The 23,002-nt window shown below is 65.6% G+C and carries 21 protein-coding genes; 12 read left to right on the forward strand and 9 right to left on the reverse strand.

What is annotated here, in order from left to right:
* Positions 1–12 precede the first annotated feature (12 nt).
* Positions 13–3,792 (forward strand): multifunctional oxoglutarate decarboxylase/oxoglutarate dehydrogenase thiamine pyrophosphate-binding subunit/dihydrolipoyllysine-residue succinyltransferase subunit, encoded by a 3,780-nt coding sequence (locus NS1_RS34375; RefSeq protein WP_174562708.1) that lies wholly within the window; start codon positions 13–15, stop codon positions 3,790–3,792.
* A gap of 103 nt (positions 3,793–3,895) precedes the next feature.
* Here NS1_RS34375 and NS1_RS34380 read toward each other — a convergent pair whose 3' ends face one another.
* Positions 3,896–6,661 carry an AAA domain-containing protein gene (locus NS1_RS34380; protein WP_062991313.1) on the reverse strand — a complete coding sequence of 922 codons (2,766 nt, stop codon included), beginning with the start codon at positions 6,659–6,661 and terminating at the stop codon, positions 3,896–3,898.
* A gap of 226 nt (positions 6,662–6,887) precedes the next feature.
* On the opposite strand from NS1_RS34380, the gene NS1_RS34385 reads away from it, so the two are divergent.
* Positions 6,888–8,054, forward strand: a complete 1,167-nt coding sequence (locus NS1_RS34385; RefSeq protein ID WP_062991315.1) for a hypothetical protein — start codon at positions 6,888–6,890, stop codon at positions 8,052–8,054.
* Positions 8,055–8,065: 11 nt separating this feature from the next.
* Here NS1_RS34385 and NS1_RS34390 read toward each other — a convergent pair whose 3' ends face one another.
* Both NS1_RS34390 and NS1_RS34395 read right to left on the reverse strand, forming a co-directional pair.
* Positions 8,066–8,539: a hypothetical protein gene (locus NS1_RS34390; RefSeq protein ID WP_218020000.1), complete on the reverse strand. Its 474-nt coding sequence runs from the start codon at positions 8,537–8,539 to the stop codon at positions 8,066–8,068.
* A complete protein-coding gene (locus NS1_RS34395; protein WP_062991317.1) occupies positions 8,533–8,841 on the reverse strand; it encodes a Rossmann-fold NAD(P)-binding domain-containing protein in 309 nt (102 codons plus the stop codon). The genes NS1_RS34390 and NS1_RS34395 overlap by 7 nt, the downstream gene beginning before the upstream one ends.
* Positions 8,842–8,898: 57 nt before the next feature.
* On the opposite strand from NS1_RS34395, the gene NS1_RS40535 reads away from it, so the two are divergent.
* The 5 genes from NS1_RS40535 to NS1_RS34420 all read left to right on the forward strand — a co-directional run bounded on the left by NS1_RS40535 (position 8,899) and on the right by NS1_RS34420 (position 12,043).
* Positions 8,899–9,045: a hypothetical protein gene (locus tag NS1_RS40535; protein WP_218020001.1), complete on the forward strand. Its 147-nt coding sequence runs from the start codon at positions 8,899–8,901 to the stop codon at positions 9,043–9,045.
* A 335-nt stretch (positions 9,046–9,380) separates the two neighbouring features.
* Positions 9,381–10,565, forward strand: a complete 1,185-nt coding sequence (locus NS1_RS34405; protein ID WP_062991321.1) for a low temperature requirement protein A — start codon at positions 9,381–9,383, stop codon at positions 10,563–10,565.
* A 195-nt stretch (positions 10,566–10,760) separates the two neighbouring features.
* The gene (locus tag NS1_RS42030; RefSeq protein ID WP_255284806.1) at positions 10,761–11,147 is read left to right on the forward strand and encodes an MmyB family transcriptional regulator; all 387 of its coding nucleotides are present in this window, start codon (positions 10,761–10,763) and stop codon (positions 11,145–11,147) included.
* A 53-nt stretch (positions 11,148–11,200) separates the two neighbouring features.
* Positions 11,201–11,569: a hypothetical protein gene (locus NS1_RS34415; RefSeq protein WP_062991325.1), complete on the forward strand. Its 369-nt coding sequence runs from the start codon at positions 11,201–11,203 to the stop codon at positions 11,567–11,569.
* 252 nt (positions 11,570–11,821) lie between these two features.
* Complete coding sequence (locus NS1_RS34420) at positions 11,822–12,043, forward strand: hypothetical protein (protein ID WP_062991327.1); 222 nt, start codon at positions 11,822–11,824, stop codon at positions 12,041–12,043.
* 63 nt (positions 12,044–12,106) lie between these two features.
* Here NS1_RS34420 and NS1_RS34425 read toward each other — a convergent pair whose 3' ends face one another.
* A complete protein-coding gene (locus NS1_RS34425; RefSeq protein WP_062991329.1) occupies positions 12,107–13,108 on the reverse strand; it encodes an NAD(P)/FAD-dependent oxidoreductase in 1,002 nt (333 codons plus the stop codon).
* 82 nt (positions 13,109–13,190) lie between these two features.
* On the opposite strand from NS1_RS34425, the gene NS1_RS34430 reads away from it, so the two are divergent.
* Complete coding sequence (locus NS1_RS34430) at positions 13,191–13,772, forward strand: helix-turn-helix domain-containing protein (protein WP_062991330.1); 582 nt, start codon at positions 13,191–13,193, stop codon at positions 13,770–13,772.
* Positions 13,773–13,836: 64 nt separating this feature from the next.
* On the opposite strand, the gene NS1_RS34435 is transcribed toward NS1_RS34430, so the two are convergent.
* Positions 13,837–14,319 (reverse strand): hypothetical protein, encoded by a 483-nt coding sequence (locus NS1_RS34435; protein WP_062991373.1) that lies wholly within the window; start codon positions 14,317–14,319, stop codon positions 13,837–13,839.
* Positions 14,320–14,507: 188 nt separating this feature from the next.
* On the reverse strand, positions 14,508–15,143 hold the full coding sequence (locus tag NS1_RS34440; RefSeq protein WP_056813274.1) for a TetR/AcrR family transcriptional regulator: 636 nt from the start codon (positions 15,141–15,143) through the stop codon (positions 14,508–14,510).
* A gap of 68 nt (positions 15,144–15,211) precedes the next feature.
* Here NS1_RS34440 and NS1_RS34445 point away from each other — a divergent pair, with 68 nt between their 5' ends.
* The 4 genes from NS1_RS34445 to NS1_RS34460 all read left to right on the forward strand — a co-directional run bounded on the left by NS1_RS34445 (position 15,212) and on the right by NS1_RS34460 (position 20,449).
* Complete coding sequence (locus NS1_RS34445; protein ID WP_062991332.1) at positions 15,212–16,750, forward strand: flavin-containing monooxygenase; 1,539 nt, start codon at positions 15,212–15,214, stop codon at positions 16,748–16,750.
* Positions 16,747–17,580, forward strand: coding sequence for an SDR family NAD(P)-dependent oxidoreductase (locus tag NS1_RS34450; protein WP_056813280.1), 834 nt, complete (start codon positions 16,747–16,749; stop codon positions 17,578–17,580). Before NS1_RS34445 ends, NS1_RS34450 begins: the two co-directional genes overlap by 4 nt.
* A 26-nt stretch (positions 17,581–17,606) precedes the next feature.
* On the forward strand, positions 17,607–18,560 hold the full coding sequence (locus NS1_RS34455; RefSeq protein ID WP_056813283.1) for an alpha/beta hydrolase: 954 nt from the start codon (positions 17,607–17,609) through the stop codon (positions 18,558–18,560).
* Between the two features lie 92 nt (positions 18,561–18,652).
* Positions 18,653–20,449 (forward strand): AMP-dependent synthetase/ligase, encoded by a 1,797-nt coding sequence (locus NS1_RS34460; protein WP_062991334.1) that lies wholly within the window; start codon positions 18,653–18,655, stop codon positions 20,447–20,449.
* Positions 20,450–20,501: 52 nt separating this feature from the next.
* Here NS1_RS34460 and NS1_RS34465 read toward each other — a convergent pair whose 3' ends face one another.
* From NS1_RS34465 to NS1_RS34475, 3 genes are all read right to left on the reverse strand, one after another.
* Entirely contained in the window at positions 20,502–21,185 is a 684-nt protein-coding gene (locus NS1_RS34465; RefSeq protein ID WP_062991336.1) for a cutinase family protein, read from the reverse strand.
* Between the two features lie 115 nt (positions 21,186–21,300).
* Positions 21,301–22,446 carry an RNA-guided endonuclease InsQ/TnpB family protein gene (locus NS1_RS34470; protein WP_062991338.1) on the reverse strand — a complete coding sequence of 382 codons (1,146 nt, stop codon included), beginning with the start codon at positions 22,444–22,446 and terminating at the stop codon, positions 21,301–21,303.
* A 68-nt stretch (positions 22,447–22,514) separates the two neighbouring features.
* A complete protein-coding gene (locus tag NS1_RS34475; RefSeq protein ID WP_062991340.1) occupies positions 22,515–22,985 on the reverse strand; it encodes a hypothetical protein in 471 nt (156 codons plus the stop codon).
* Positions 22,986–23,002 lie beyond the last annotated feature (17 nt).

Here is a 23,002-nt window from a genome sequence, read left to right on the forward strand (position 1 = left end):
GCGAAGAACGAAATGAGGCGAACACCAGCTGTGAGCAGCTCAACTTCCCAGTTCGGACAGAACCAGTGGCTAGTCGACGAGATGTATCAGAAGTTCAAACAGGACCCGTCCTCGGTCGACGCGAGTTGGCACGAGTTCCTCGCGGATTACACGCCGGAAGCCACCGAATCCGGTAACAGTGAGGCACCGGTCGCCTCCGCCGCTCCCGCGACAGCCGCAGCATCCAAGGCGGCAACCGCTAAGGCCCCGACTCCCAAGGCCGTGGTAGCGACGGCACCGCCGAAGCCCGCCGCGGCTCCGGCCCCCGCTCCGGCTCCGGCTCCGGCCGCCAAGACAGTGCGCGCACCGCAGACCACACCTGCACCGGTGTCCAACGCACCGGCCACCACCTCCGCGCCCAAGGCTGCTGCCACCGGCCCGGAGAACAAGGTGCTGCGCGGCCCCGCCGCCGCCATCGCCAAGAACATGTCCGCCTCGCTGACGATCCCCACCGCTACGTCGGTGCGCGCGATCCCGGCCAAGCTGATGATCGACAACCGCCTGGTGATCAACAACCACCTGGCGCGCACCCGCGGCGGCAAGATCTCGTTCACCCACCTGCTGGGTTACGCGATCGTGCAGGCGATCAAGTCGTTCCCGAACCTGAACCGCCACTTCGCCGAGATCGACGGCAAGCCGAACTCGGTCACCCCGGCCCACACCAACCTGGGCCTGGCGATCGATCTGCAGGGCAAGGACGGCAACCGATCGCTGGCTGTGGCCGCCATCAAGGAAACCGAAGACATGAGCTTCGGTCAGTTCCACGCGGCCTACGAGGACGTCGTGCGCCGTGCACGCGAGGGCAAGCTCGGTAACGACGACTTCTCCGGCGTCACCATCTCGCTGACCAACCCCGGCACCATCGGAACCGTCCACTCGGTGCCGCGCCTCATGCCGGGCCAGGGCGCGATCATCGGCGCCGGTGCGATGGAGTACCCCGCCGAGTTCCAGGGCATGAGCGACGAGCGGATCGCCGATATCGGAGTCGGCAAGCTGATGACGCTGACCTCGACCTACGACCACCGCATCATCCAGGGTGCCGAGTCGGGCGATTTCCTGCGCACCATCCACAACCTGCTGATCTCCGACGAGTTCTACGACGAGATCTTCCACGGCCTCGGCGTGCCGTACGAGCCGATCCGCTGGCGCAAGGACATCAGCGCGCGCGGTGTCGACAAGAGCGCTCGCGTGCTCGAGATGATCGCGGCCTACCGCAACCGCGGTCACCTGATGGCCGATACCGATCCGCTGCGCCTGGTCAAGGACAAGTTCCGCAGCCACCCCGACCTCGACGTCACCCAGCACGGCCTCACCCTGTGGGACCTGGACCGCACCTTCGACGTGGGCGGTTTCCACGGCCAGGACCGGATGAAGCTGCGCGATGTGCTCTCGATCCTGCGTGACGCGTACTGCCGCCACGTCGGTGTGGAGTACACCCACATCCTCGAGACCGATCAGCTCAAGTGGATGCAGGAGCGGGTCGAGCAGAAGCACGTCAAACCGACTGTCGCGCAGCAGAAGTACATCCTGAACCGGCTCAACGCGGCCGAGGCGTTCGAGACCTTCCTGCAGACCAAGTACGTCGGCCAGAAGCGCTTCTCGCTCGAGGGCGCCGAAGCCGTCATCCCGATGATGGACGCCACCATCGACCAGTGCGCCGAGTACGCGATGGACGAGGTCATCATCGGCATGCCGCACCGCGGTCGCCTCAACGTGCTCGCCAACATCGTCGGCAAGCCGTACTCGAAGATCTTCACCGAGTTCGAGGGCAACATGAACCCGGCGGCCACCCACGGCTCCGGCGACGTGAAGTACCACCTCGGTGCGCACGGCCAGTACCTGCAGATGTTCGGCGACAACGAGATCGAGGTCTCGCTCACCGCCAACCCCTCGCACCTCGAGGCGGTCGACCCCGTGCTCGAGGGTCTGGTCCGCGCCAAGCAGGACCTGCTCGACAAGGGCGACGGCCCCGACGGCTTCTCGGTGATGCCGCTGATGCTGCACGGTGACGCCGCGTTCGCCGGTCAGGGCGTGGTCGCCGAGACGCTGAACCTGTCGGGTCTGCGTGGTTACCGCGTGGGCGGCACCATCCACATCGTGGTGAACAACCAGATCGGCTTCACCACGGCGCCGGAGAACAGCCGCTCCACCGAGTACTCCACCGACATCGCGAAGTTCATCGGCGCGCCGATCTTCCACGTCAACGGTGACGACCCGGAGGCTTGCGACTGGGTCGCGCGTCTCGCGGTCGACTTCCGTCAGAAGTTCCGCAAGGACGTCGTCATCGACCTCGTCTGCTACCGCCGCCGCGGGCACAACGAGGGCGACGACCCCTCGATGACCCAGCCGGAGATGTACGACGTCATCGACACCAAGCGTTCGGTCCGTAAGGCCTACACCGAATCGCTGATCGGCCGTGGCGACATCTCCATGAAGGAGGCCGAGGACGCGCTGCGCGACTACCAGGGTCAGCTGGAGCGCGTGTTCAACGAGGTCCGCGAGCTGGAGAAGTACATTCCCGAGCCGTCGGAGTCGGTCGAGGACGACCAGAAGGTGCCCGCCACCGTCATCACCGCGGTGGACAAGTCGGTGCTGCAGCGCATCGGTGACGCGTTCCTGAACACTCCCGACGGTTTCAACGTGCACCCGCGCGTGAAGCCGGTGCTGGAGAAGCGTCGCGAGATGGCCTACGAGGGCAAGGTCGACTGGGCCTTCGCCGAGCTGCTCGCCTTCGGTTCGCTGATCGACCAGGGCCACGATGTGCGCCTGACCGGTCAGGATTCGCGTCGCGGCACGTTCACCCAGCGTCACTCGGTCATCATCGACCGGGTCAACGCGGTCGAGTACACCCCGCTGCACAACATCGGCTCGGAGAACCCGGGCTGGTTCGCGGTGCACGACTCGGCGCTGAGCGAGTACGCCGCGGTCGGCTTCGAGTACGGCTACTCCCTGGGCAACCCCAACGCACTGGTGTTGTGGGAGGCACAGTTCGGTGACTTCGTCAACGGCGCGCAGTCGATCATCGACGAGTTCATCTCCTCCGGTGAGGCCAAGTGGGGCCAGCTCTCCGACGTGGTGCTGCTGTTGCCGCACGGCCACGAGGGTCAGGGTCCCGACCACACCTCCGGTCGCATCGAGCGTTTCCTGCAGCTGTGCGCTGAGGGCTCGATGACCGTGGCGGTGCCGTCCACCCCGGCGAACTACTTCCACCTGCTGCGTCGCCACGCGCTCGACGGGATCCGTCGTCCGCTGATCGTCTTCACCCCGAAGTCGATGCTGCGCAACAAGGCTGTGGTGTCCGACGTCAAGGACTTCACCGAGTCGAAGTTCCGTTCGGTGTTCGACGAGCCCACCTACGAACAGGGCATCGGCGACACCGCCAAGGTCAAGCGCATCCTGCTGACCTCGGGCAAGCTCTACTACGAGCTCGCCGCGGAGAAGGCCAAGCACAAGCGCGAAGACGTGGCCATCGTCCGGATCGAACAGCTCTACCCGATCCCGACGTACCGCCTCAACGAAGCGCTGGCCAAGTACCCGAACGCGACCGACATCGCCTGGGTCCAGGAAGAGCCGGCCAACCAGGGCGCATGGCCCTTCTTCGGCCTCAACCTCCCCGAGGTGCTGCCCGAGCGCCTGGGCCGCCTGCGTCGCATCTCGCGTCGCGCCATGTCGGCCCCGTCCTCGGGTTCGTCGAAGGTACACGCCGTGGAGCAGGCCGAGATCATCGGCGAGGCTTTCGAGCCGACCACGTAAGTTCTTCTCGCACAAACGGCGAACGCCGGAGTGGCCGATTACGGGCCGCCCCGGCGTTTGCCGTTTCCGGCCGATCGCGGTGCATCGAATGCCGCTGCGCCAACTACCTGAACGCTGCGAATTCGGTACGCAGACGTTCGATCTCGGCGCTGCCGGTAGTCGGCAGCCGGATGAGGGGCACTCCGTAGGCGGTGAAGATCGCGTCTTTCAGGCCATCCCTGGCCAGCTGGGCCGGACTGTCCTCGTGATATTTGAATCCGTCGACCTCGATCGCACACAAGAGTCTCTTGGTGACTCGGTTGTAGATGCCGAAGTCGACCGATGCTCGATTCTTGACATACCGCGCCTGCTCCGCGGGAAGCGCGCCGGTATCTATGAAGAGGTTCTTCAGGAGCAGTTGCTGCCGATACGACAGGTGCCCGTACCGCTGTTCACTCACCAGGTCGTCGAGCACGGCAGCAATGATATTCTCCGAACGAAACTTCGATGTGCCGCCGATCCTCGCGGCAAGCGGGCGTAGTCGTCGCGCGTAATCCCGATACAGCAGATCGAAGACCGAGACCACTTCGCTGTCGACGACTTCCCGATCGATGTTCCGGTAGCGGATATACCCGATCAGGTCATTGAGATTTCGACTCTTGGGCAGCATGTCGTGATTGGTGACCAGTACGAACCGATGCTTCGCCCGGGAGACGGCCACGTTGACCAGTTGCGGATCGTCGGCGAATTCGAGTCCTGTTTGCCCACGCCAGGTTTCGTCGATCACGGTGGTCATGACCATTGCGTCCTTCTCCCTGCCCTGGTACTTATGGACGGTATCGGCCTCGATCGCCGAGATAAGCGCATCGGCGACTTTGCTCACCTGTTTGCGATAGGGCGTGGTGATTCCGATCTGCGTCGGCTCGAAGTCGGCACAGAACTGTGGGAGTACCTCGCGCTGGATCACATCGACCTCGCGTTGGTTGGAGCGTCCGCGAATGCCGTGTGTGTGCTGTCGCATGTGGTTCCCGGGTGCGGTACGCACCACGACCATCGCCGAATCCCCCGGTCGCGCACTCGTGTAGGGAATGAGCTCACCGCGATAGAACTGCTGGTTGCAGAATTCGATGATGTCCGGAGCGCACCGATAGTGTTCCCGGAGCATGGCCCGGGGCAGATCGGATCCGTGCACTTCGATCAGAGACGACAGGATACTGTGCTGCTGGTAGTCGTAGGCCGGGTCCGGCGATGGTGGACTGCCCGCGTTCGGAATGTGCGCCAGTTGGCGTAAGTCACCCACTACCACGAGATTTCGGCATGCCGCCATCGCGACACCAGCGGCGAGCAGGTCGACTTGCGAGGCCTCGTCGATAATGAGGTAGTCGACGAGAAATCCGGCGCCAAGACTGGTCGGCAGGGAGTGACAGGTACTGAGAATCACCGGATAATCGCGCGTGAAGTCCTTGAACAAACGCTGACGGTAGCTCCTCAGTTCGTAGGCCTGGCGAGTCGCTGGACCGTATCGCTCGCGCAACGCCCCGATGAGCCACTGCGTAGACGCGGTGCGCTGGCGCTGTGCGAGGGCTTCGAACTCCGAATACCGCAGTGCCGCGTCGAACTCGGCGATGCGCCGCGTCAGCTCAGCGATGCGCTTCTCGTAGTACAGCCACTGCAACTGCAACACGATGTCCACATCGCCGGGGTCGACCTCGCGCAGCGACCGATAGCGGAAATAGCGTTTGACCCGGTTGACCACGCGACTGACTCGGGTCGCGTCGGTGGCTTCGATGTCGGTGTCGACGATGAAATCGAGAATCTTCGCAGCGCTCCACCGCAGCACGGGAAGATGATCGGCATCGGGCATTTCCTGGCGCTCGAAGTAGCCCTGGAAGTGCTGAAACTCCAGCTCGTAGGCATGCAACTCGGTGCGAGACTGCGCACGCTCGCGTTCGGTGTCGAACAGAGCGCGCAGACTTTTGTCGAGTGATGTCAGTTCCTGTGCGGCCGGCATCGGCGGTTGCGGGCCCGCGCACAACTGCTCGACGGCCTGATTCCGCACCGCTTGTCCGGCGAAGAATTGAACCTTCTTCTCCTTGCGGCCGAGATTCGCGGCCAGAAACCCGAACTTCTCCTGGACCAGTTTGTCGTAGACATTGTCGACGGCCGCGTTGTTCGAGGACACCACCGCGACCGTCTTGCCCTGCTGGGTGACAAGATTGGCGATCAGATTGAGAATCGTCTGGGTCTTCCCTGTTCCCGGAGGTCCGTCGATTACCGATACCGAATTCCCCAGCGCGTTCTCGATCGCATCCCGCTGGCTGAGATTGGTTCGGAAGGGGTAGATCGTCGGCGATTCGGCCGGTTCGAGCGGGTCGATCGGTAACCGTTCCAGGTAGCGATGCAGTGCGCTCTCGGGATGGACGAATGTCATCGCCCGATAGGCGTCGCGCAGGGAGCGCCCTTCCTCCGGCAGGGTCGCGGCGACCGCACGCCAGTAGGCCAGGATCCGTGCGGTCGATGCGGCGGCGGCGGCGTTCGGGATCATCGACACGCGTTGATCGGTGTAGGTGTAGTAGCGGTCATCGGCGCCACTGAAGAACCGCCACCAGCTCTGGCCGTTGTCGGCGGCAAACCGGTACGCCTCTGTGATCGCCGGCCATACGACTCCATCGATCGCGAACCCGTGATCCTCGCTGACCGGAATGCGCTGGACTCGATCGAGAACCGCGGCGCGGTCGCGGCGGTGCGGATACTCCTTCGTGCTCGTGCGATAGCGCACGAGCACCCGGTCGGTTGTGACTCGATAGTGGGCGACTTCGGAGGTGACGTCCGTCAACTGCGCGTTGCCCGATCGCTGGACCAGTATCGCTACCCGACGTGGATCGACCACGAATCTCCCCCTGTACCGCACCCCGCGCCGCACGCCGTCCGGCGTTCGCCATCCGGAATCGTAGTCTTATGTGCCCCAACATGATTGAACTCCACGGCGATTTCTCCACCGAAGTACCGCCGGCTTCGACTGTCGCGTGGGTCACAGAGTTCTCTTATCCGGGCAGCACTTGCGCCTTACGGTGCCCGGGTAGTGTCCGCCCCGAACTACTGGACAGGAGCGTGGCATGGCGAACGGACGTAACGGATACCTGCTGTTGGGCGGGATCGCGTCGGTGGGGGCGGGCGCCGTGCATTTCATGGCGGCGGGGATGCACACCGAGCACGCCACGCTGGCGCGGCTGATGGTGGTGCTCGCCGCGATCCAGTGCGCGACCGGGCTGGCGGTCTTGCTGAGCGAGCGCAAGGTGGTTGTGAGCTCGATGCTCGCGGTGAATGCCTTCGCCGCCGCGGTGTGGGCGTTCACCCGGTTCGCCGATGTGGGGTGGATCGCCGGGTTGACCGCGGAGTCACCGCAGGTGGCCGACACCGTGTGCGCGGCGTTGGGTGCGCTGGCCGCTGTCGCTGCGGGCATCGGCCTGCTCCGGCCCACCGCGATCCTGCCGCCGATGCGGTCCGGGATCGCGGCCGCGGCCGTGGGTGTGCTGGCACTGGCGGCGATGCTCAACGGTGTCGGGCACGTCCACAGTCACGGCGACACCGGCGATCACGCGCATGCCGCGGGCGGCGACCACGAGCACGGCGCGGGCGACGACCACGGCACCGAGGCGAACTGGCCTCGCCCGTGGGATCCCACGAAGCCGATCGACCTGTCGGGTGTCGCCGGTGTGACGTCCGACCAGCAGTCGCGCGCGACCAACCTGGTGCGCAGCACTCTCGACGGCCTGCCCGCCTTCGCGGATGTGAATACCGTCGGCGCCCTGGGCTTCCGCTCGATCGGCGACTCGGCCACCGGGTACGAGCACTACATCAACATGAGCTACATCCGCGACAACAACTTCCTCGACCCCGCCCACCCGGAGTCGCTGGTCTATCGGGTCGACGGAACCAACCGCACCCTCGTGTCGGCGATGTACATCGCCAACGGCAAGAAGATCGACGACCCGAGCCTGGTCGATTTCGGCGGTTCCCTGATGCAGTGGCACGTCCACGACAATCTCTGCTGGAAGGCGGGCGACAACGGCCCCGTGGTCGCCGGTGTCCTCGACACCCAGGGCAATTGCCCGCCCAACTCCATCAACCCCGGCTCGGGCAACCCGATGGTGCACGTGTGGATCGCGCCGCATCAGTGCGGTCCGTTCGCGGCGCTCGAAGGTCATGGCGCGGGTCAAGCGAGCGCCGACGGCCGACGCACCGACACTTGCAGCCACGATCACAGCGGCGGCCACAAGTAGGCGGTCACCGATCAACCGGGCTGGACCCAGCGGCGCAGGGCGTCGACCGTGGATTCCGGAGACGTGTTGAAACAGAAGCGGATTCCGGGCGTGAGATCGGACGCGACATTGATCAAGCGTTCGAACAGCAGAGTGTGTTCTGGCGCCATCCGCACGCCCGCGCCGATCATCGCGACCCGGAACTCCCCACCCGCCGCGCACTCGCGCAGGACCGCTTCGGCCGCGTCGGGGTCGGCCGGGACCTGGCAGGAGACGATGTCGAAACCTGCTTCGCGCAAGGCGCTTTCGCCAGCGGCGATGCGTGCGGTCAGGGTGGCTTCGTCGATCTGCGGGTAGCGGGCGTAGTCGACGGCGCCGGGGCGCAGGCCGATCGACAGCACCGTGCTCGTCTTCGGTTGTGCCACTGGGTTCTCCGTTCTCATCAGATAGGTGGTGACGCCGAGGCCGGCGAGCACCGCCACGAACAGCGCGCCCGCTTTCACCACGACGCGGCGCCCGTTCGGTCGAAGAATCCACCGGTCGGGCCGTCCCGGTCGGCGGTCGCCACGGCGACGACGGCGTCGGTGCCCTCGGTGACGGTCTGGAAACCACTGTGCCCGTTGAGGTCGGTGGCGGTGTAGCCGGGATCGATCGCGTTGACCTTCATCGCACCGAGTTCGCTCGCGTACATGACGGTGAGCATGTTCAGCGCCGCCTTGGTGCTCGGGTAGCCGAGAGCCGGCGGCAGCAGACCGCGCCATTTCGGGTCGGTGATCATGGAGATCGTGCCGACGCTGCTGGAGACCATCACATAGGACCGGCGGTACCTCCCCCTGATCCGCTGTCCTGCGGCACCATGGGAGGGGTGGACAGAGCGGAATTGGCGACGGTATTGCGCACCGCGCGTTCCCGGCTGACCCCCGCCGACGCGGGCCTGCCGGACGGGTCACGCAGGCAGGCGCCAGAATTGCGGCGCGAGGAAGTGGCGAGCCTGGCCGGGGTGAGCATGTGATTAGTAGCCCCCTGCCCGTCTGGGAGTGATTGCCATGGCAAAACCGCAGGTAGCGGCCAGTAATAGTTTGGTGTTGGACACCTACGCGCGGGTGTCGCGGGTCGGTGATGAGCGGCAACGGTCCACCGGTGGGCAGGTCGATGACGGCACGGTGCGGGTGCAGGATCTGAACGCGGCGGTCGGGGACGTGTACGTCGATGACGGGCGGTCGGCGTGGGACTTCCTGCCGAGCCGGTTATGGGATGGTCAGAGAGTCGGACCACTCCAGGACCGGATTGCCGGATGTTTGCGGTGTGCGTTGGGACGGAATCCGTCGATCGCTCTATTCTCATAATGTGACCAGTGAGACCACAGCGTCAGAGGAGGAAGGCGGACAGGTCAGGGTGACCACCCTGGAACTGTTCTTCGACCTCGTATTCGTTTTCACCCTGACCCAGCTGACCCACGTCTTCATCCACCATCCGGGCTGGACAGCTGTGGGCCAGATTGCGCTGATGTTCGGCGTCATCTGGTGGATGTACGGCGGATACGTGTGGCTCACCAACGAGGTCGCGCCGACTACCAGCAGTCGGCGGACCTGGTTGCTGCTCGGCATGTTCGGATTCTTCGTCCTCGCGCTGGCGATCCCGGACGCCTTCCACGGCACCGGACTCGCCTTCGGCATCGGTTATGTGCTGGTAACCACAGTGCATACCGCGATGTTCTTCTTCAGTGGGGGCGCGGGCGCACATATCGCCATCACCAAGATCGGTCCGCTGAACGCGCTCGGAGCAGCCCTGGTGTTGGTCGGCGGAATCACGCACGGCCAGCTCCAATACGTTTGCTGGACATTGGCGTTCGTTGTCCAGCTGCTCAGCCCATATCTGGTGGATACCGGCGATTTCGTGGTGCGGGCAAGACATTTCTGCGAGCGGCACGGGCTGGTGATCATCGTCGCCATCGGCGAATCGATCGTTTCGATCGGTGCGGGACTGACCGGGCAGCGACTCACAGTCGGCCTGATCGCCAATGTCGCGCTCGGTCTGACGTTGGCTTATGTGCTGTGGTGGGCGTATTTCGGTCTCGATGACGAGCGGGGTGAACACGCGCTGGCGGCGGTCCCCTCCCGGGACCGTTCGAAGGTCGCCATCCTGGCCTACAGCTACGCCCTGGTCCCGTTGCTCGTCGGCATCGTCATGACAGCCGCAGGCATCAATATGAGCATCGCCCACGGCGACGAACCCGCATCGTTGGCCGCCGCCTCGGCGCTGTCCGGCGGCGTCGCCCTCTACTTCCTCGGTCAGTTCTGCTTCCGGTCGGCACTGAGATTGCCGCGACCGTGGACTCGCCTGGTCGCGGCCGTCGCGGTCTGCGCGACAATTCCGATCGGTGTGGTGTGGGTCGCATGGGTTCAACTGGCCGCGCTCATCGCCGTGGCTTACGGCGCGGTATTGGTCGATGACTTCATCACGGTGCGTTCGGGATATCGAGGGTCCTACCTCGAAGAGAACCGCCGACCAACGAACTCGTCGCAAGGTTGACTTCTCGTCTCTGCCGGGGAACCCGATGCCGTGTTGCGGCACAGGCCGACGCTGGGTCATGTTTCGGACGTCGCCGCGATGCTCACCGGGTACCAGCGGCACACCCCCGCCTGATCGGACCAGACCGATGGCGACCCGAACTCATCGGCACTGGCCGCTACGACAGCCCCGGCTGAGACTGGCCGCAGAACTGCAATCACCGACGCAGCGAGGCGATCGGGCACGCCGTTTGCGCCGGATCAACAGCCAGCCACCCCCGAAAGCCGCTGCCGCGCTGACCACCGCGGTCAGCCCGAACAACACCTTGGTCGCGACGACCCCGGCCCGACCCGCATGCTTACCGAACTACGCACCGGCAGCCCCGAATTCGAATCGCTCTGGCAGGAAGGCCGCTCCAGCGCCATGCACAGCCTCACCAAAACCATCGCCCATCCCGAACTCGGCGCCCTCACCCTCGACTGCGACGCCATGCACGTCCCCGACACCGACCACACCGTCATCATCTACTCCGCACCTCCCCACACCCCCTCCGCCACAGCCCTCGACCTACTCCGGGTAACCGGCCTCGAATCCTTCCGCTGAACCGAGCCGAAACCCGCTGGCCACCGGTTATCCGGCCCGACTACGGTGCCCGCATGCACACCACGACCCTGTGGCGCCCGACCGGTCCCGAAGAGCTGGCCCTGGTAGCCGAATCCGGCTGGCGCACCTGGCCACCGCGCCTGCCCGACCAACCGATCTTCTACCCGGTCCTCAACGAGGCCTACGCGATCCTCATCGCCAGAGACTGGAACGTACCGGCCTCCGGCGCGGGCTACGTCACCCGTTTCGAGGTCGACACCGCCTATCTCGACCGCTACGAAGTCCAGCAAGCCGGCGGCCGCGACATCCTCGAATACTGGATCACCGCAGAGGATCTCGACGAATTCAACCGCAATATCGTCGGTGCGATCGAGGTCGTTCGCCGCTTCCCCGACGATGCGCCCCTACCCGATCAGGGGTGAACCTTCAGACGCGGTCCACCATCGCCGCACGGATCTGCGCGACCGCGGCTCGCGGGTCGTCGGCCCAGAACGCGACAGCGCTAACCGTGAGGTCGGCGTGCGGAGTGCGAAGGGTCTCGGGTTCGGTCAGGACGCGCGAAGCACTCGGCTGAAGGAGCGCACCCCCGGTTTTCAGGGCTACCGGTCGGTCGGTTCAGCGGGCAGCATCCAAGCTGCCAACTGTGGCAAGACTTTTCGAACTTGGGAGTTAGCGTGTCGATCGGAAAATTCGTGATGTCTGGCGTAGCGACGGCGATGGTGGCACTCGGCGCTGTAGTGCCCGCTACCGCGGCGGCCGCGCCGGTGGTGGCGGTCGCCGAGGCGGGCACCGGCAGTGCCGACGCGACCAGCGGGAGTGGGACGTTGGTACTGCTCATCGAGGAACTGTTCAAGCCGTGCCCGTTCAGCAGCACGGTCTGCCCGGCCGACAACTGAGCCCTGGACGATGGCCCCGGCGTGACACACGTCGGGGCCATCGTCATGTCGAGCCGATCCGGTTCACACAGGCACTGATTCGACCTGGCCGGCACGGGCTCGGCGTTCGGCTACCGCGGCGGCGGTTTCGGCCATCACCAATTCGGCGTTGATCTGCGCACCGGCCATGGCACCGGCTGCCGCGGCCGCGCCGACCTGGGCGGACGGGTCGGTGGCGTTGCCCGCGATCCAGACGCCGGGCACCGAGGTGCGGCCAACGGGATCGGCGGGAATGTGGTCGCCCATGCCGGAAGGGTGCGGTTCGGGGACCAAGCCGAGATCGGTGAGGAAGGTGGCGCGAGTGTTCATGCGGGGACCGACGACCAGGGCGTCGCGTTCGACGACGGTGCCGTCGGCGAGCTGGACGCCCGTCAGACGGTCGGCGCCGAGCACCTCGACGACCTTGCCGTCGACGATCCGAATGCCCCGGGCCACCAGCTTTTCCGCGTCTTCGTCACTCAACGGGGCAGCCGTGTGGGACAGGAAGACGATGTCGTCGCTGAGCTGACTGAACAGCAGCGCCTGGTGCACCGCCATCGGGCCGCTCGCCAGCACGGCGATGCGCTGGTCGCGCACCTCCCAGCCGTGGCAGTACGGGCAGTGCAGCACGTCGTGACCCCAGTGTTCGCGCAGGCCGGAGACCTCGGGGAGCTCGTCGGCGAGCCCGGTGGCAACGAGAACCCGCCGAGCTCGCACGGTGCGACCGTCGGCGAGGGTCACCACGAATTCCGCGATGTCGGTCGAACCCGGCGCATCAGCGGCACGGGCGACCCCGACAACCCGACCCGACACCACATGTCCGCCGTACCCACGCACCTCCGCGCGCCCGAGCTCGAGCAGCTCCAACGGCGACATCCCCTCGCGGCCGAGCAGCCCGTGCACCCCCTGAGCAGGCGCGTTACGCGGCGTCCCCGCGTCGATCACGGCCACCGAGCGCCGCGAACGCGCCAGCATCAGCGCCGCGTTCAGCCCGGCGGCTCCACCACCGAGCACCACTACGTCGTATGAATCGTTCAGCTGTGTCATCTCGACCTCCTTCGAGGACCCACAGTGCATCCCAGCGACAAATACTGGCAACCTTCTTTGCCGACATGGCAAACTGGACAGCATGGACGACCTCGATCAGACCCTCGACTCGGTCGGCCCCCGGCTGCGCACCCTGCGCAAACAGCGCCAGACCACCCTCGCCGACCTCTCCCAGGAAACCGGGATCTCGGTCAGCACGCTGTCCCGCCTGGAATCCGGCGACCGCAAACCAACCCTCGAGCTACTGCTCCCCCTGGCCAAGGCGCATGGCGTCACCCTCGACGAACTCGTCGACGCCCCGCCCACCGGCGACCCGCGCATCCACCTGCGCCCGGTCACCCGCCACGGCATGACCATGCTCCCGCTCACCAAGCGCGCGGGCGGTATTCAGGCCTTCAAGATGATCATCGCCCCCGGCGCGCGCAATCGCCCCGACACTCCCCAGGTCCACGAGGGCTACGAATGGCTGTACGTGCTCAACGGCCGCCTTCGCCTGATCCTCGGCGACAACGACCTCATCCTGAACCCCGGCGAGGCCGCCGAATTCGACACCCACATCCCGCACTGGTTCGGCGCCGCCGACGAACAATCCGTCGAATTCATCAGCCTGTTCGGCAAACAGGGCGAGCGCGCACACCTGCGCGCCCGCCCGAAGTCCGGCTAGGGCATGCACGACAGGGGGCGAGTGCGCTCACCTGCGCACTCGCCCCGACGCCGAAACTACGAAATCAGCCGAGCGTGAAGATCGCGTGTCCCGAGATCTGCTCCAATTCCTGATGCTGGGGCAGGGATTCGTCGGTGGTCACGATCCAGGCCTCCACCCGGCCCTTGCCGGGCGCGGTGCCGAACCCGACGATCACATTGTCCGGCGCGTGCAGAATCTGCCCGTTCTCCACGGGGTGCGACTGGCCGTTGCTGACGCCGGTATCCAGATTGCGGAAGCGCACGGCCACCATGTAGCGCTGGCAGAAGTCCCCGGTCTGGGTGATCGCCACCCGTACTCCGAAGGTGCCCGACTGCGGTTGCGGCACGGTCTGGGCGTTGATGATCGCCGCGCAGTTGGCGCCGGGAGTCCTGCTGAGCGTCGGCGTGAACACCGTGACCGGATCCGACGGCAGCGCACCGGCGGGCGCACCGAGCCCGACGAGGACGGCACCGGCGGAAATAGCTACGGCAGAGAGTTTGCGAAACGTGCTGTTCGTGAGAGTCATACCCACTTCGTCGTCCCGAACCGGCCATCCGTTAGCCGCCGTCACGGTCACGATTCGGCATCCGAAGATCAACTGCCACAACAGATTCGGCGCACGAACAACCTCATCCCATGCAGCAGCGGACGCCCCGAGAGCAGGGCATCTCATGACAAGTTCGCGACGCGCCGCTCGGTCCGTTAACAGGAATCTCAATCCCGCAGCGCGGCGATCAACGCCGGACTCAGGGCCAGCGCGGGCAACGACTCCACCAGCAGGTCGACCAGCGACTCACGACTGATCGGCTTGTCGATCAGCCAGGTGAGGATGGTCTCCTCGACGAAGGCGATCCAGCCGCGAATAGCCAAGGTGAGCCGGGCCAGATCGGGATCCTCGGGCGGCAGCGGCAGTTCGCTGACGATGAGATCGGTGATGGCGCCGCGGGTTTCGTTGACATAGCCGACCATGTCGGGGGTGACGCTGGCGGGCCCGCGCAGCACGGAACGGTAGGACGCGGAGTGCTCGGTGGCGTAGTCGACGAACCGTTCGATCGAGTCGCGCAGCATGTCGAACAGCGACAGTTCGCGGTTGGGCATGATCGCGACGAAGATCTCGGTGTTCACATGCCGGGCGATCGCCTGGTGGAATTCCTGCTTGGAAGCGAAGTAGTGGAACAGCAGGCCGCGCGAGATCCCCGCCTGCTTGGCGATGTCGTCGACCGAGACTTCCTCGAGCGTTCGGTCGGCCAGCATCTCGGCGCCGAGGGTGATCAGCTGTAGCCGACGCTCCTCGGGGCTGAGCCGCACACGCTTCGTCTCTCCCGCACTCCTGGTACTCACACCGGCCATCTTAGCCACTACTGAATCTTGCTCAATAGCTATTGACTCAGACTCAATAAGACCGTATTCTGCTTTACATGAGTCGCAAGGTCACAGACAACGTTGTCGAACCCCTGATCGCCGAAACCCGCCATGTGAAGACGATCATCGTCGGCAGCGGGTTCGCCGGGCTCGGCCTGGCCATCCGCCTGAGCCAGGAGGGTCGCGACGACTTCCTCGTGCTCGAGCGCGGCAGCGAAGTCGGCGGCACCTGGCGCGACAACACCTACCCCGGCGCTGCCTGCGACGTGCCCTCGCACCTGTACTCGTACTCGTTCGCCCCGAACCCGGACTGGACCCGCTCATTCTCCAAGCAGGGCGAGATCCAGGCCTACATCAAGAGCGTCGCCGAGCGTCACGACGTGCTCGACCGGCACATCTTCGATTGCGACGTGCAGAGCATCCGCTGGAACGACGCGGACGCGCAGTGGGAGATCAGCTCCACCAAGGGCGACTTCACCGCCGACACCGTGGTCTCCGCGGTCGGCGCGCTGTGCGAGCCGTCGCTACCCGACATCAAGGGCATCAACGACTTCGAGGGCGAGATCTTCCACTCCGCCCGCTGGAACCACGACGCCGACCTCACCGGCAAGCGCGTCGCGGTGATCGGCACCGGCGCCTCCTCGATCCAGATCGTGCCCGCCATCGCGAGCAAGGTCGCCACCCTCGACGTCTACCAGCGCACCGCGCCGTGGCTGCTGCCGCGTATGGACCGCCCGTATCTGCTGCCCGAGCGGCTGGCGTTCAAGCACATCCCCGCCGTGCAGCGCCTCTCCCGCGCGGCCATCTACGCCGCGCGGGAGACCCAGGTCGTCGGCCTGACCCGCTTCCCCGTGCTGATGAAGGCCTTCGAGGCCCTCTCGCGCGCCAAGCTGCAGATCGAGATCCGCGATCCCGAACTGCGCAAGAAGGTCACCCCGAACTACCGGATCGGCTGCAAGCGCATGCTGATCTCCAACGAGTACTACCCCGCGCTGGATCGCGACAATGTCGACGTGATCACCGACGGCATCGCCGAGGTGAAGCCGGGCTCGATCGTCACCAAGGACGGCACCGAGCGCGAGATCGACGCGCTGATCGTGGCCACCGGCTTCCACGTCACCGACTCCCCGACCTACAACTCGATGATCGGGCGCGACGGGCGCACACTGGCCGAGGTGTTCGACGAGATCGGCCAGCAGGCCTACAAGGGCTCGGCCATCGCGAACTTCCCCAACATGTTCTTCCTGGTCGGCCCGAACGTCGGGCTCGGCCACACCTCGATGGTGTACATGATCGAATCGCAGATCAACTACGTCAGCGACGCGCTGGCGGCGATCGACAAGCGCGGTCTGCGGACCGTCGAGGTGCGCGAAGAAGCGCAGCGGGCCTACAACGCCGACCTGCAGGAAAAGTTGGGCAAGACCGTCTGGAACACTGGCGGCTGCGCCAGCTGGTATCTGGACAAGCACGGCAACAACACCACGTTGTGGCCGGACTTCACCTTCGAATTCCGTAGGCTCACACGGCATTTCGATGCCGCCGCCTACACTACGACAACCGCAGACGCCGATAGGGAAGTGGTGGCAGCACAGTGAGCAAAGATGCTTACTTCACGAACAAGGTATGCGTGATCACCGGAGCAGGCTCCGGCATCGGCCGCGCACTGGCCGAGAACCTGGCCGCGCGCGGCGCCAAGCTGGCGCTGTCCGATATCGACGCCGAGGGCCTGGCCCAGACCGTCGCCTCCTGCGAGAAGCTGGGCGCACAGGTCAAGTCCGACCGGCTCAATGTGGCCGAGCGTGAGTCGTTCCTGCTCTACGCCGATCAGGTGAAGGCGCACTTCGGCGTCGTGCACCAGATCTACAACAACGCGGGTATCGCCTACCACGGTGACGTGATCAAGACCGAGTTCAAAGACATCGAACGCATCATGGATGTGGACTTCTGGGGCGTCGTCAACGGCACCAAGGCGTTCCTGCCGATGCTGATCGAGTCCGGCGACGGCCACGTCATCAATGTGTCCAGCCTCTTCGGCCTGGTCGCCGTGCCCGGCCAGGCGGCCTACAACTCGGCCAAATTCGCGGTGCGCGGCTTCACCGAGGCGCTGTTCCAGGAGATGAAGGTCGCCAAGGCGCCCGTCAAGGTCACCTGCGTGCACCCCGGTGGCATCAAGACCGCGGTCGCCCGCAACGCCACCTACGCCGAGGGCATGGACGGCGCCAACGCCGCCACCCTGTTCGACAAGTACCTGGCGATTCACACCCCGGAGATGGCCGCGCAGACCATCACCGAGGGTGTGCGCAAGGGCCAGGCCCGCGTGCTGATCGGCTGGGAGGCCAAGGTGCTCGACGTGAGCGTGCGCTTCCTCGCCTCCGGCTACAGCCGGATCTCGGCCGTGGTCAACGGCCGCTTCATGCCACACTGACGCTCCTCCAGACCTGAGGAAACTCCATGCGCGAGTTCAAGATTCCGCTGCCGATCGCCCGCACGGTGCTCGACCCGGTGTTCCGGGTGACACTCAACGCGCGGCTACCGGTGGTGGTGCAGCGCGTTCTGCTCGACGCGGTCTCCCGGCTGCAATTGGTGCCCGACGGTTCCGTCGTGCAGCACCTGCAGCTGGGCGGGCGCCCCGCCGAACGCGTGATCGCCGAGACCGCCATTCCGGGTTCGCGTACCCGGGCGGTCCCGCCCGAACGTGCCGCGGGCGCGATCTTGTACCTGCACGGCGGCGGCTACGTGGTCGGTTCCATCGCCACGCACCGTTCGCTGGTAGCCGGGCTCGCGCGCGAGACAGCGTGCGCGGTGTACTCGCTGGACTACCGGCTGGCCCCGGAGCACCCGTTCCCGGCCGGTCTCGACGACGCCGAAGCCGCGTTCCTCGACCTGGTCGGCAACGTCGGCTACCGGCCCGATCAGATCTGTCTGGCCGGCGACTCGGCGGGCGGCGGCCTGGCGATGGCGCTGGCGCAGCGGCTGATCGAGCGGCATCAGATGACGCCGGCCGCACTCGGCCTCATCGCACCGTGGGTGGACCCCACCGAGGTGCCGAGCAAGGACCGCGACCTGGTGATCAACCGGGCGTGGTCGCAGGCGTGCGCCGCCTACTACCTGGGCGACGCCGCCGCCACCGAAGCGGGTTACGCCCCGCTGTCGGGAAACCTGATCGGTCTGCCGCCCACCTACGTGCAGGTCGATGTGAGCGAACTCCTGCACGACCAGTGTCGCAAGCTCGTCTCAGCCCTGCGTGCAGCGGGCGTGCACGTCCGCTTCACCGAAACCCGCGGACTCTGGCACGTCGCGCAACTGCAGGCCGCGCTGGTCACCGAGGCAGCGCTGGCACTCAGCGAACTCGCGGAATTCCTGCGAGAGGCAATTCAGCCGGTATCGATCAACGATTTACGATAAGTCCTGGTGACGGGCAATTCGGGCGGCGATATCGCGACCCGCGCGAACGTGTCGTAGATTACTGGCGAGTAGAACCCACTGGAAGGGCACAGATGCGAGAGTTCGAAGTTCCGGCTTCCTACACCATCCCGGACGATGCGAACAATTCCGATAACGTCTTCCGCTTCGGCGAAGAGACGCCGAATACGGTCTTGTTCAACGTCCCGAACGGCAGCGGCGGCTGGAACGACGTCACGGCAGCGCAGTTCGCGAAGGCCGTCACCGGCGTTGCCAAGGGCTTGGTCGCCTCCGGCATCGAACTGGGCGACCGCGTCGCGATCATGGCCGCCACGCGCTACGAGTGGACGCTGCTGGACTTCGCGATTTGGGCCGCCGGTGGCGTGACCGTCGCGATCTACGACAGCTCGGCCGCCGAGCAGGCCAAGTGGATCCTGCAGGATTCCGAGACCAAGCTGCTGGTCGTCGAGAACGACAAGCACCGTGCCACGATCGACGAGATCGAAGCCGGTTCGCTGCCCGCGCTGGCCGAGACCATTCAGATCGACAAGGGCGCCATCGACACGCTCACCGAGCGCGGCGCCGAGCTGGACGACTCCGTCGTGCACGAGCGTCGCAAGCAGGTCGGCGCGGCCTCCCCCGCGACCCTGATCTACACCTCGGGCACCACCGGCCGCCCCAAGGGCGTCCAGCTGACCCACGCGAACCTGTGGGCCGAGTCGCGTTCGGGTGGCATCGAGCTCAGCGCGTTCGTCTCCGAGGGTCAGAAGACCCTGCTGTTCCTGCCGCTGGCGCACGTGTTCGCCCGCGCTGTCGCGCTGATCGCCTTCGATTCCAAGGTGACCATCCGCCACAGCTCGGACTGGACCACCCTGGTCGAGCAGTTCGGCGACTTCAAGCCCGACTTCATCCTCTCGGTGCCGCGCGTGTTCGAGAAGGTCTTCAACTCCGCCAAGCAGAAGGCGCACGACGGCGGCAAGGGCAAGATCTTCGACGCCGCCGCGGAGACCGCCATCGCCTACAGCACGGCGCTCGAGACCAAGGGCGGCCCTGACCTGCTGCTCAAGCTCAAGCACTTCGTCTTCGACAAGCTGGTCTACAGCAAGCTGCGCGCGGCCCTCGGTGGCCAGTGCCTGGCCGCTGTCTCCGGTGGCGGCCCGCTGGGCGCGCGCCTCGGCCACTTCTTCCGCGGTGCCGGCGTGACGATTTACGAGGGCTACGGCCTGACCGAGACCACCGCCGCGTTCACCGTGAACACGCCCGCGTTCATCCGGGTCGGCTCGGTCGGTCGCCCGATCCAGGGCCACGCGGCCAAGATCGCCGAAGACGGCGAGCTGCTGCTCAAGGGCTCGGTCGTATTCGACGGTTACTGGGGCAATGCCGAGGCCACCGACGAGGCGTTCGAGGACGGCTGGTTCAAGACCGGCGACCTGGGCGCCATCGACGCCGACGGTTTCGTCACCATCACCGGTCGCAAGAAGGAAATCCTGGTCACCGCGGGCGGCAAGAACGTCTCCCCCGCGGTCCTCGAGGACGCCCTGCGCGCGCACCCGCTGATCAGCCAGGTCATGGTCGTCGGCGACGGCCAGCCGTTCATCGGCGCGCTGATCACCCTCGACCCGGAGGCCCTGCCGGGCTGGAAGGATCGCAACGGCGTCGCCGCCGACACCGCGATCGAGACCCTGATCGAGAACCCGGCGCTGGTCGCCGAGGTGCAGGCCGCGATCGACGAGACCAACAAGAAGGTCTCCAAGGCCGAGGCGATCAAGAAGATCCGCATCCTCCCGGTCGACTGGACCCAGGAGGGTGGCGAGCTCACCCCGAAGATGTCGCTCAAGCGCGCCGTCGTCATGAAACAGTACGCGGGCGAAGTAGACAAGATCTACTCCTGATCCCACGCATGCGTTAGGCCGGTTGCGTTCGCGCAACCGGCTTTTCGGCTGTTCAGAACCGTTGCGCCGCGAATTGCGCCGCGGTGATGGTCATTCCGTTGATGCCGTAGAGGCTGTGCGCGGCATTGGGTTGGGCGAGTGGGGATCCGTCGCAGATGTTGTCCGAGGGGATACACAGCTCGATGGTCTTGTTCTTGTAGGGCGCGCCGACCGAGACCGCCGGTGCGTCCGCGTCGGCCATGAACCGATCCGACGGTTTGCCGAACAGCGCGACCGCCGCGACGTGCTCGGCCACCTCGGGCGCCATCGGCTCCGGCAGATACATCTCGTACTCCGGAAGCACACCCTCCGGCACACCGACACCGGTCGCGAAACCGGCCAGCGCCGCGCCTTGGGAATATCCGCCGAGGACGATCCGGGAGCTCGGGCAGTTCGCCGCGAGGTATTCGACCCGCCGCTGGGCATCACCGATCCCCTCCACGACGGTGCGCGCGAAGGCCAGCCGGTCGGCGAAGTCGCTGCTGGCCGGGTAGTCGACGCCATACGAGCCGACCGAGCGTCCGCCCGCGTTCGCGCGCAGCGCTTCGACGAAGGAGACACCGGTCAGACCGAGTTCGCCGCCCGGCTCGGCGGTCCCGCGAGCGAACACCACCTCGATATCGGAACAGGGTGCGGCGGTAGCGGAATGGGTGGGCGATACCAGGGGAATCGCGGCTGCCAACAAGACTGCAGACACGAATCGTAAGAGAGAACGTGCTTTGACGCCCTCCCGGTCGTGAACGACCGGGAATCCTACTGAGCCCTTTCGGGTCTCCTCGGTGGGTTCCTGTTTCACAGGGGCTCGCTTCCCGCTAGGCGGAAAGACTTGCAGCCTCTCCGCAGGCGTTTAGCCACTCCGCCCGTCCGGCGGCGTGGATGTTCTTGGCTGCGTTGAGGTCGCGGTCGTGAACCGCCCCGCAAACGCACGTCCATTCCCGGACCGAGAGTGGTTTCGGTCCGTCGCGCACACCACATGTGGAGCAGATCTGACTCGAGGGATAGAAGCGGTTCACCTTACAGAAGGCCCGCCCGTACCGTCGCGCCTTCTGCTCGAGCAGTCGGATGAACATTCCCCACCCGGCGTCGTGAACCGACTTCGCCGACCGGGTTCGAGCCAACGCGCGAATACACAAGTCCTCTACGAACACCGCTTGGTTGTCGCGGATGATCTGCGTCGAGTGCTTGTGCGCGAAATCCAGCCTGGCATCGGCCACGCTGGCGTGAACCCTTGCCACCCGCAAGCACGCTTTGGCCCGGTTCTTGCTGCCCTTTTCCTTGCGCGACAACGACTGCTGCACCCGACGGAGCCTGCGCTCGGCCTGCCGCAGAAACTTCGGAGAGGTGATCCTTTTCCCGTTCGACAGCACAGCGAACGTCGTCAGCCCCAGATCGATGCCGACTTCCGACTCTGCCTCGGGGAGTTGTTCGTTGCTGATCTCCACAACGAACGAGGCGAAGTACCGCCCACCGGAGTCTTTGATGATCGTGACGCTCGAAGGCGACGACGGCAGCTCGCGCGACCAGGCCACCTTCAACTCTCCGACCTTCGCAATGTACAGCTTTCGACCCGGTTTCAGCGAGAACCCGTTTCGGGTAAGCCGGATCGCCTGCCGATTGTCCTTTCGGGACCGGAGCCGTGGCGCGCCCAATTTGCGCCCTTTGCGCTTGCCCGATATCGAGTCGAACCAGTTCCGGTAAGCCAGCCTTGCATCCTGGCACGCCTGCACCAGCGCAACAGACGCCACCTCGGCCAGCCACGCGCGCTCGACTGTGCGCTTGGCCTCGGTAACCACCAACTTCTGCACCGCCGTATCCGACAGCTTCACGCCCGACTCGTGAGCCCTACGACGGGCGCGCAGTGCATCGTTGAACACCACCCGCGCGCAACCGAACGTCTGAGCCAGCGCGTTCCGCTGGCCCGTCGTCGGGTACACACGGTATTGGTAGCGAAGTTGCACGCCACCAAAGTATGCCTCGGCCTGCAGAGTTCGCTAGAAATTCGCCCGATCAACGAACCAGCGCCGCATCAATGGCAACCTTCTGACCCCAGCGCGGTGGGCGGCATCGTGCGGTTCCACGCAACGCTCACCCGCCTGGATCGCAGCACTCGCAATCCGACCAAGGCGATCGCGAGGTCGGCGGCGATCTCGAACAGTGCCGCGAACCAGGAGAATCCGGTGACGCCGGAGCTCGGCGGGGCGTTGACGAAGCTGTCGCTGAGTGGGCCGAACCAGTCCGGGAGCACGTGCACGATCGTGAAGCCGAACGCGCTCGCGAAGCCGATGAACACCGCGGCGCGTGGGGCCGCCGTGTGACCTCGGAACACCAGGAACACCGTGAACAGGGCGAAGAGGAGTTGCAGGGTGCCGAGGGCGTTCACCAGTGCTGAGGTGGCGTCCATGCCTCGGCGTAGATGGTCGGCGCCGTGGACCAGGAGTGCCACGGCGAAGACCGCCGTCGCGGCGCGCAGTGTCGTGTCCGGAGCTGTCTCGGTCATCGGGTCTCCTGCCGAGC

The sequence above is a fragment of the Nocardia salmonicida NBRC 13393 genome (assembly GCF_001613085.1).
In the GTDB taxonomy this organism is placed as follows: domain Bacteria; phylum Actinomycetota; class Actinomycetes; order Mycobacteriales; family Mycobacteriaceae; genus Nocardia; species Nocardia salmonicida.

Coding starts and splice junctions, on each gene's coding strand:
- NS1_RS34455 (WP_056813283.1), top strand. CDS start 17,607: ATGCGCGAGTTCAAGATTCCGCTGCCGATCGCCCGCACGGTGCTCGAC.
- NS1_RS34430 (WP_062991330.1), top strand. CDS start 13,191: ATGGACGACCTCGATCAGACCCTCGACTCGGTCGGCCCCCGGCTGCGC.
- NS1_RS34475 (WP_062991340.1), bottom strand. CDS start 22,985: ATGACCGAGACAGCTCCGGACACGACACTGCGCGCCGCGACGGCGGTC.
- NS1_RS34395 (WP_062991317.1), bottom strand. CDS start 8,841: ATGGTCTCCAGCAGCGTCGGCACGATCTCCATGATCACCGACCCGAAA.
- NS1_RS34460 (WP_062991334.1), top strand. CDS start 18,653: ATGCGAGAGTTCGAAGTTCCGGCTTCCTACACCATCCCGGACGATGCG.
- NS1_RS34385 (WP_062991315.1), top strand. CDS start 6,888: ATGGCGAACGGACGTAACGGATACCTGCTGTTGGGCGGGATCGCGTCG.
- NS1_RS34375 (WP_174562708.1), top strand. CDS start 13: ATGAGGCGAACACCAGCTGTGAGCAGCTCAACTTCCCAGTTCGGACAG.
- NS1_RS34435 (WP_062991373.1), bottom strand. CDS start 14,319: ATGACTCTCACGAACAGCACGTTTCGCAAACTCTCTGCCGTAGCTATT.
- NS1_RS34440 (WP_056813274.1), bottom strand. CDS start 15,143: ATGGCCGGTGTGAGTACCAGGAGTGCGGGAGAGACGAAGCGTGTGCGG.
- NS1_RS34445 (WP_062991332.1), top strand. CDS start 15,212: ATGAGTCGCAAGGTCACAGACAACGTTGTCGAACCCCTGATCGCCGAA.
- NS1_RS34415 (WP_062991325.1), top strand. CDS start 11,201: ATGCACACCACGACCCTGTGGCGCCCGACCGGTCCCGAAGAGCTGGCC.
- NS1_RS34425 (WP_062991329.1), bottom strand. CDS start 13,108: ATGACACAGCTGAACGATTCATACGACGTAGTGGTGCTCGGTGGTGGA.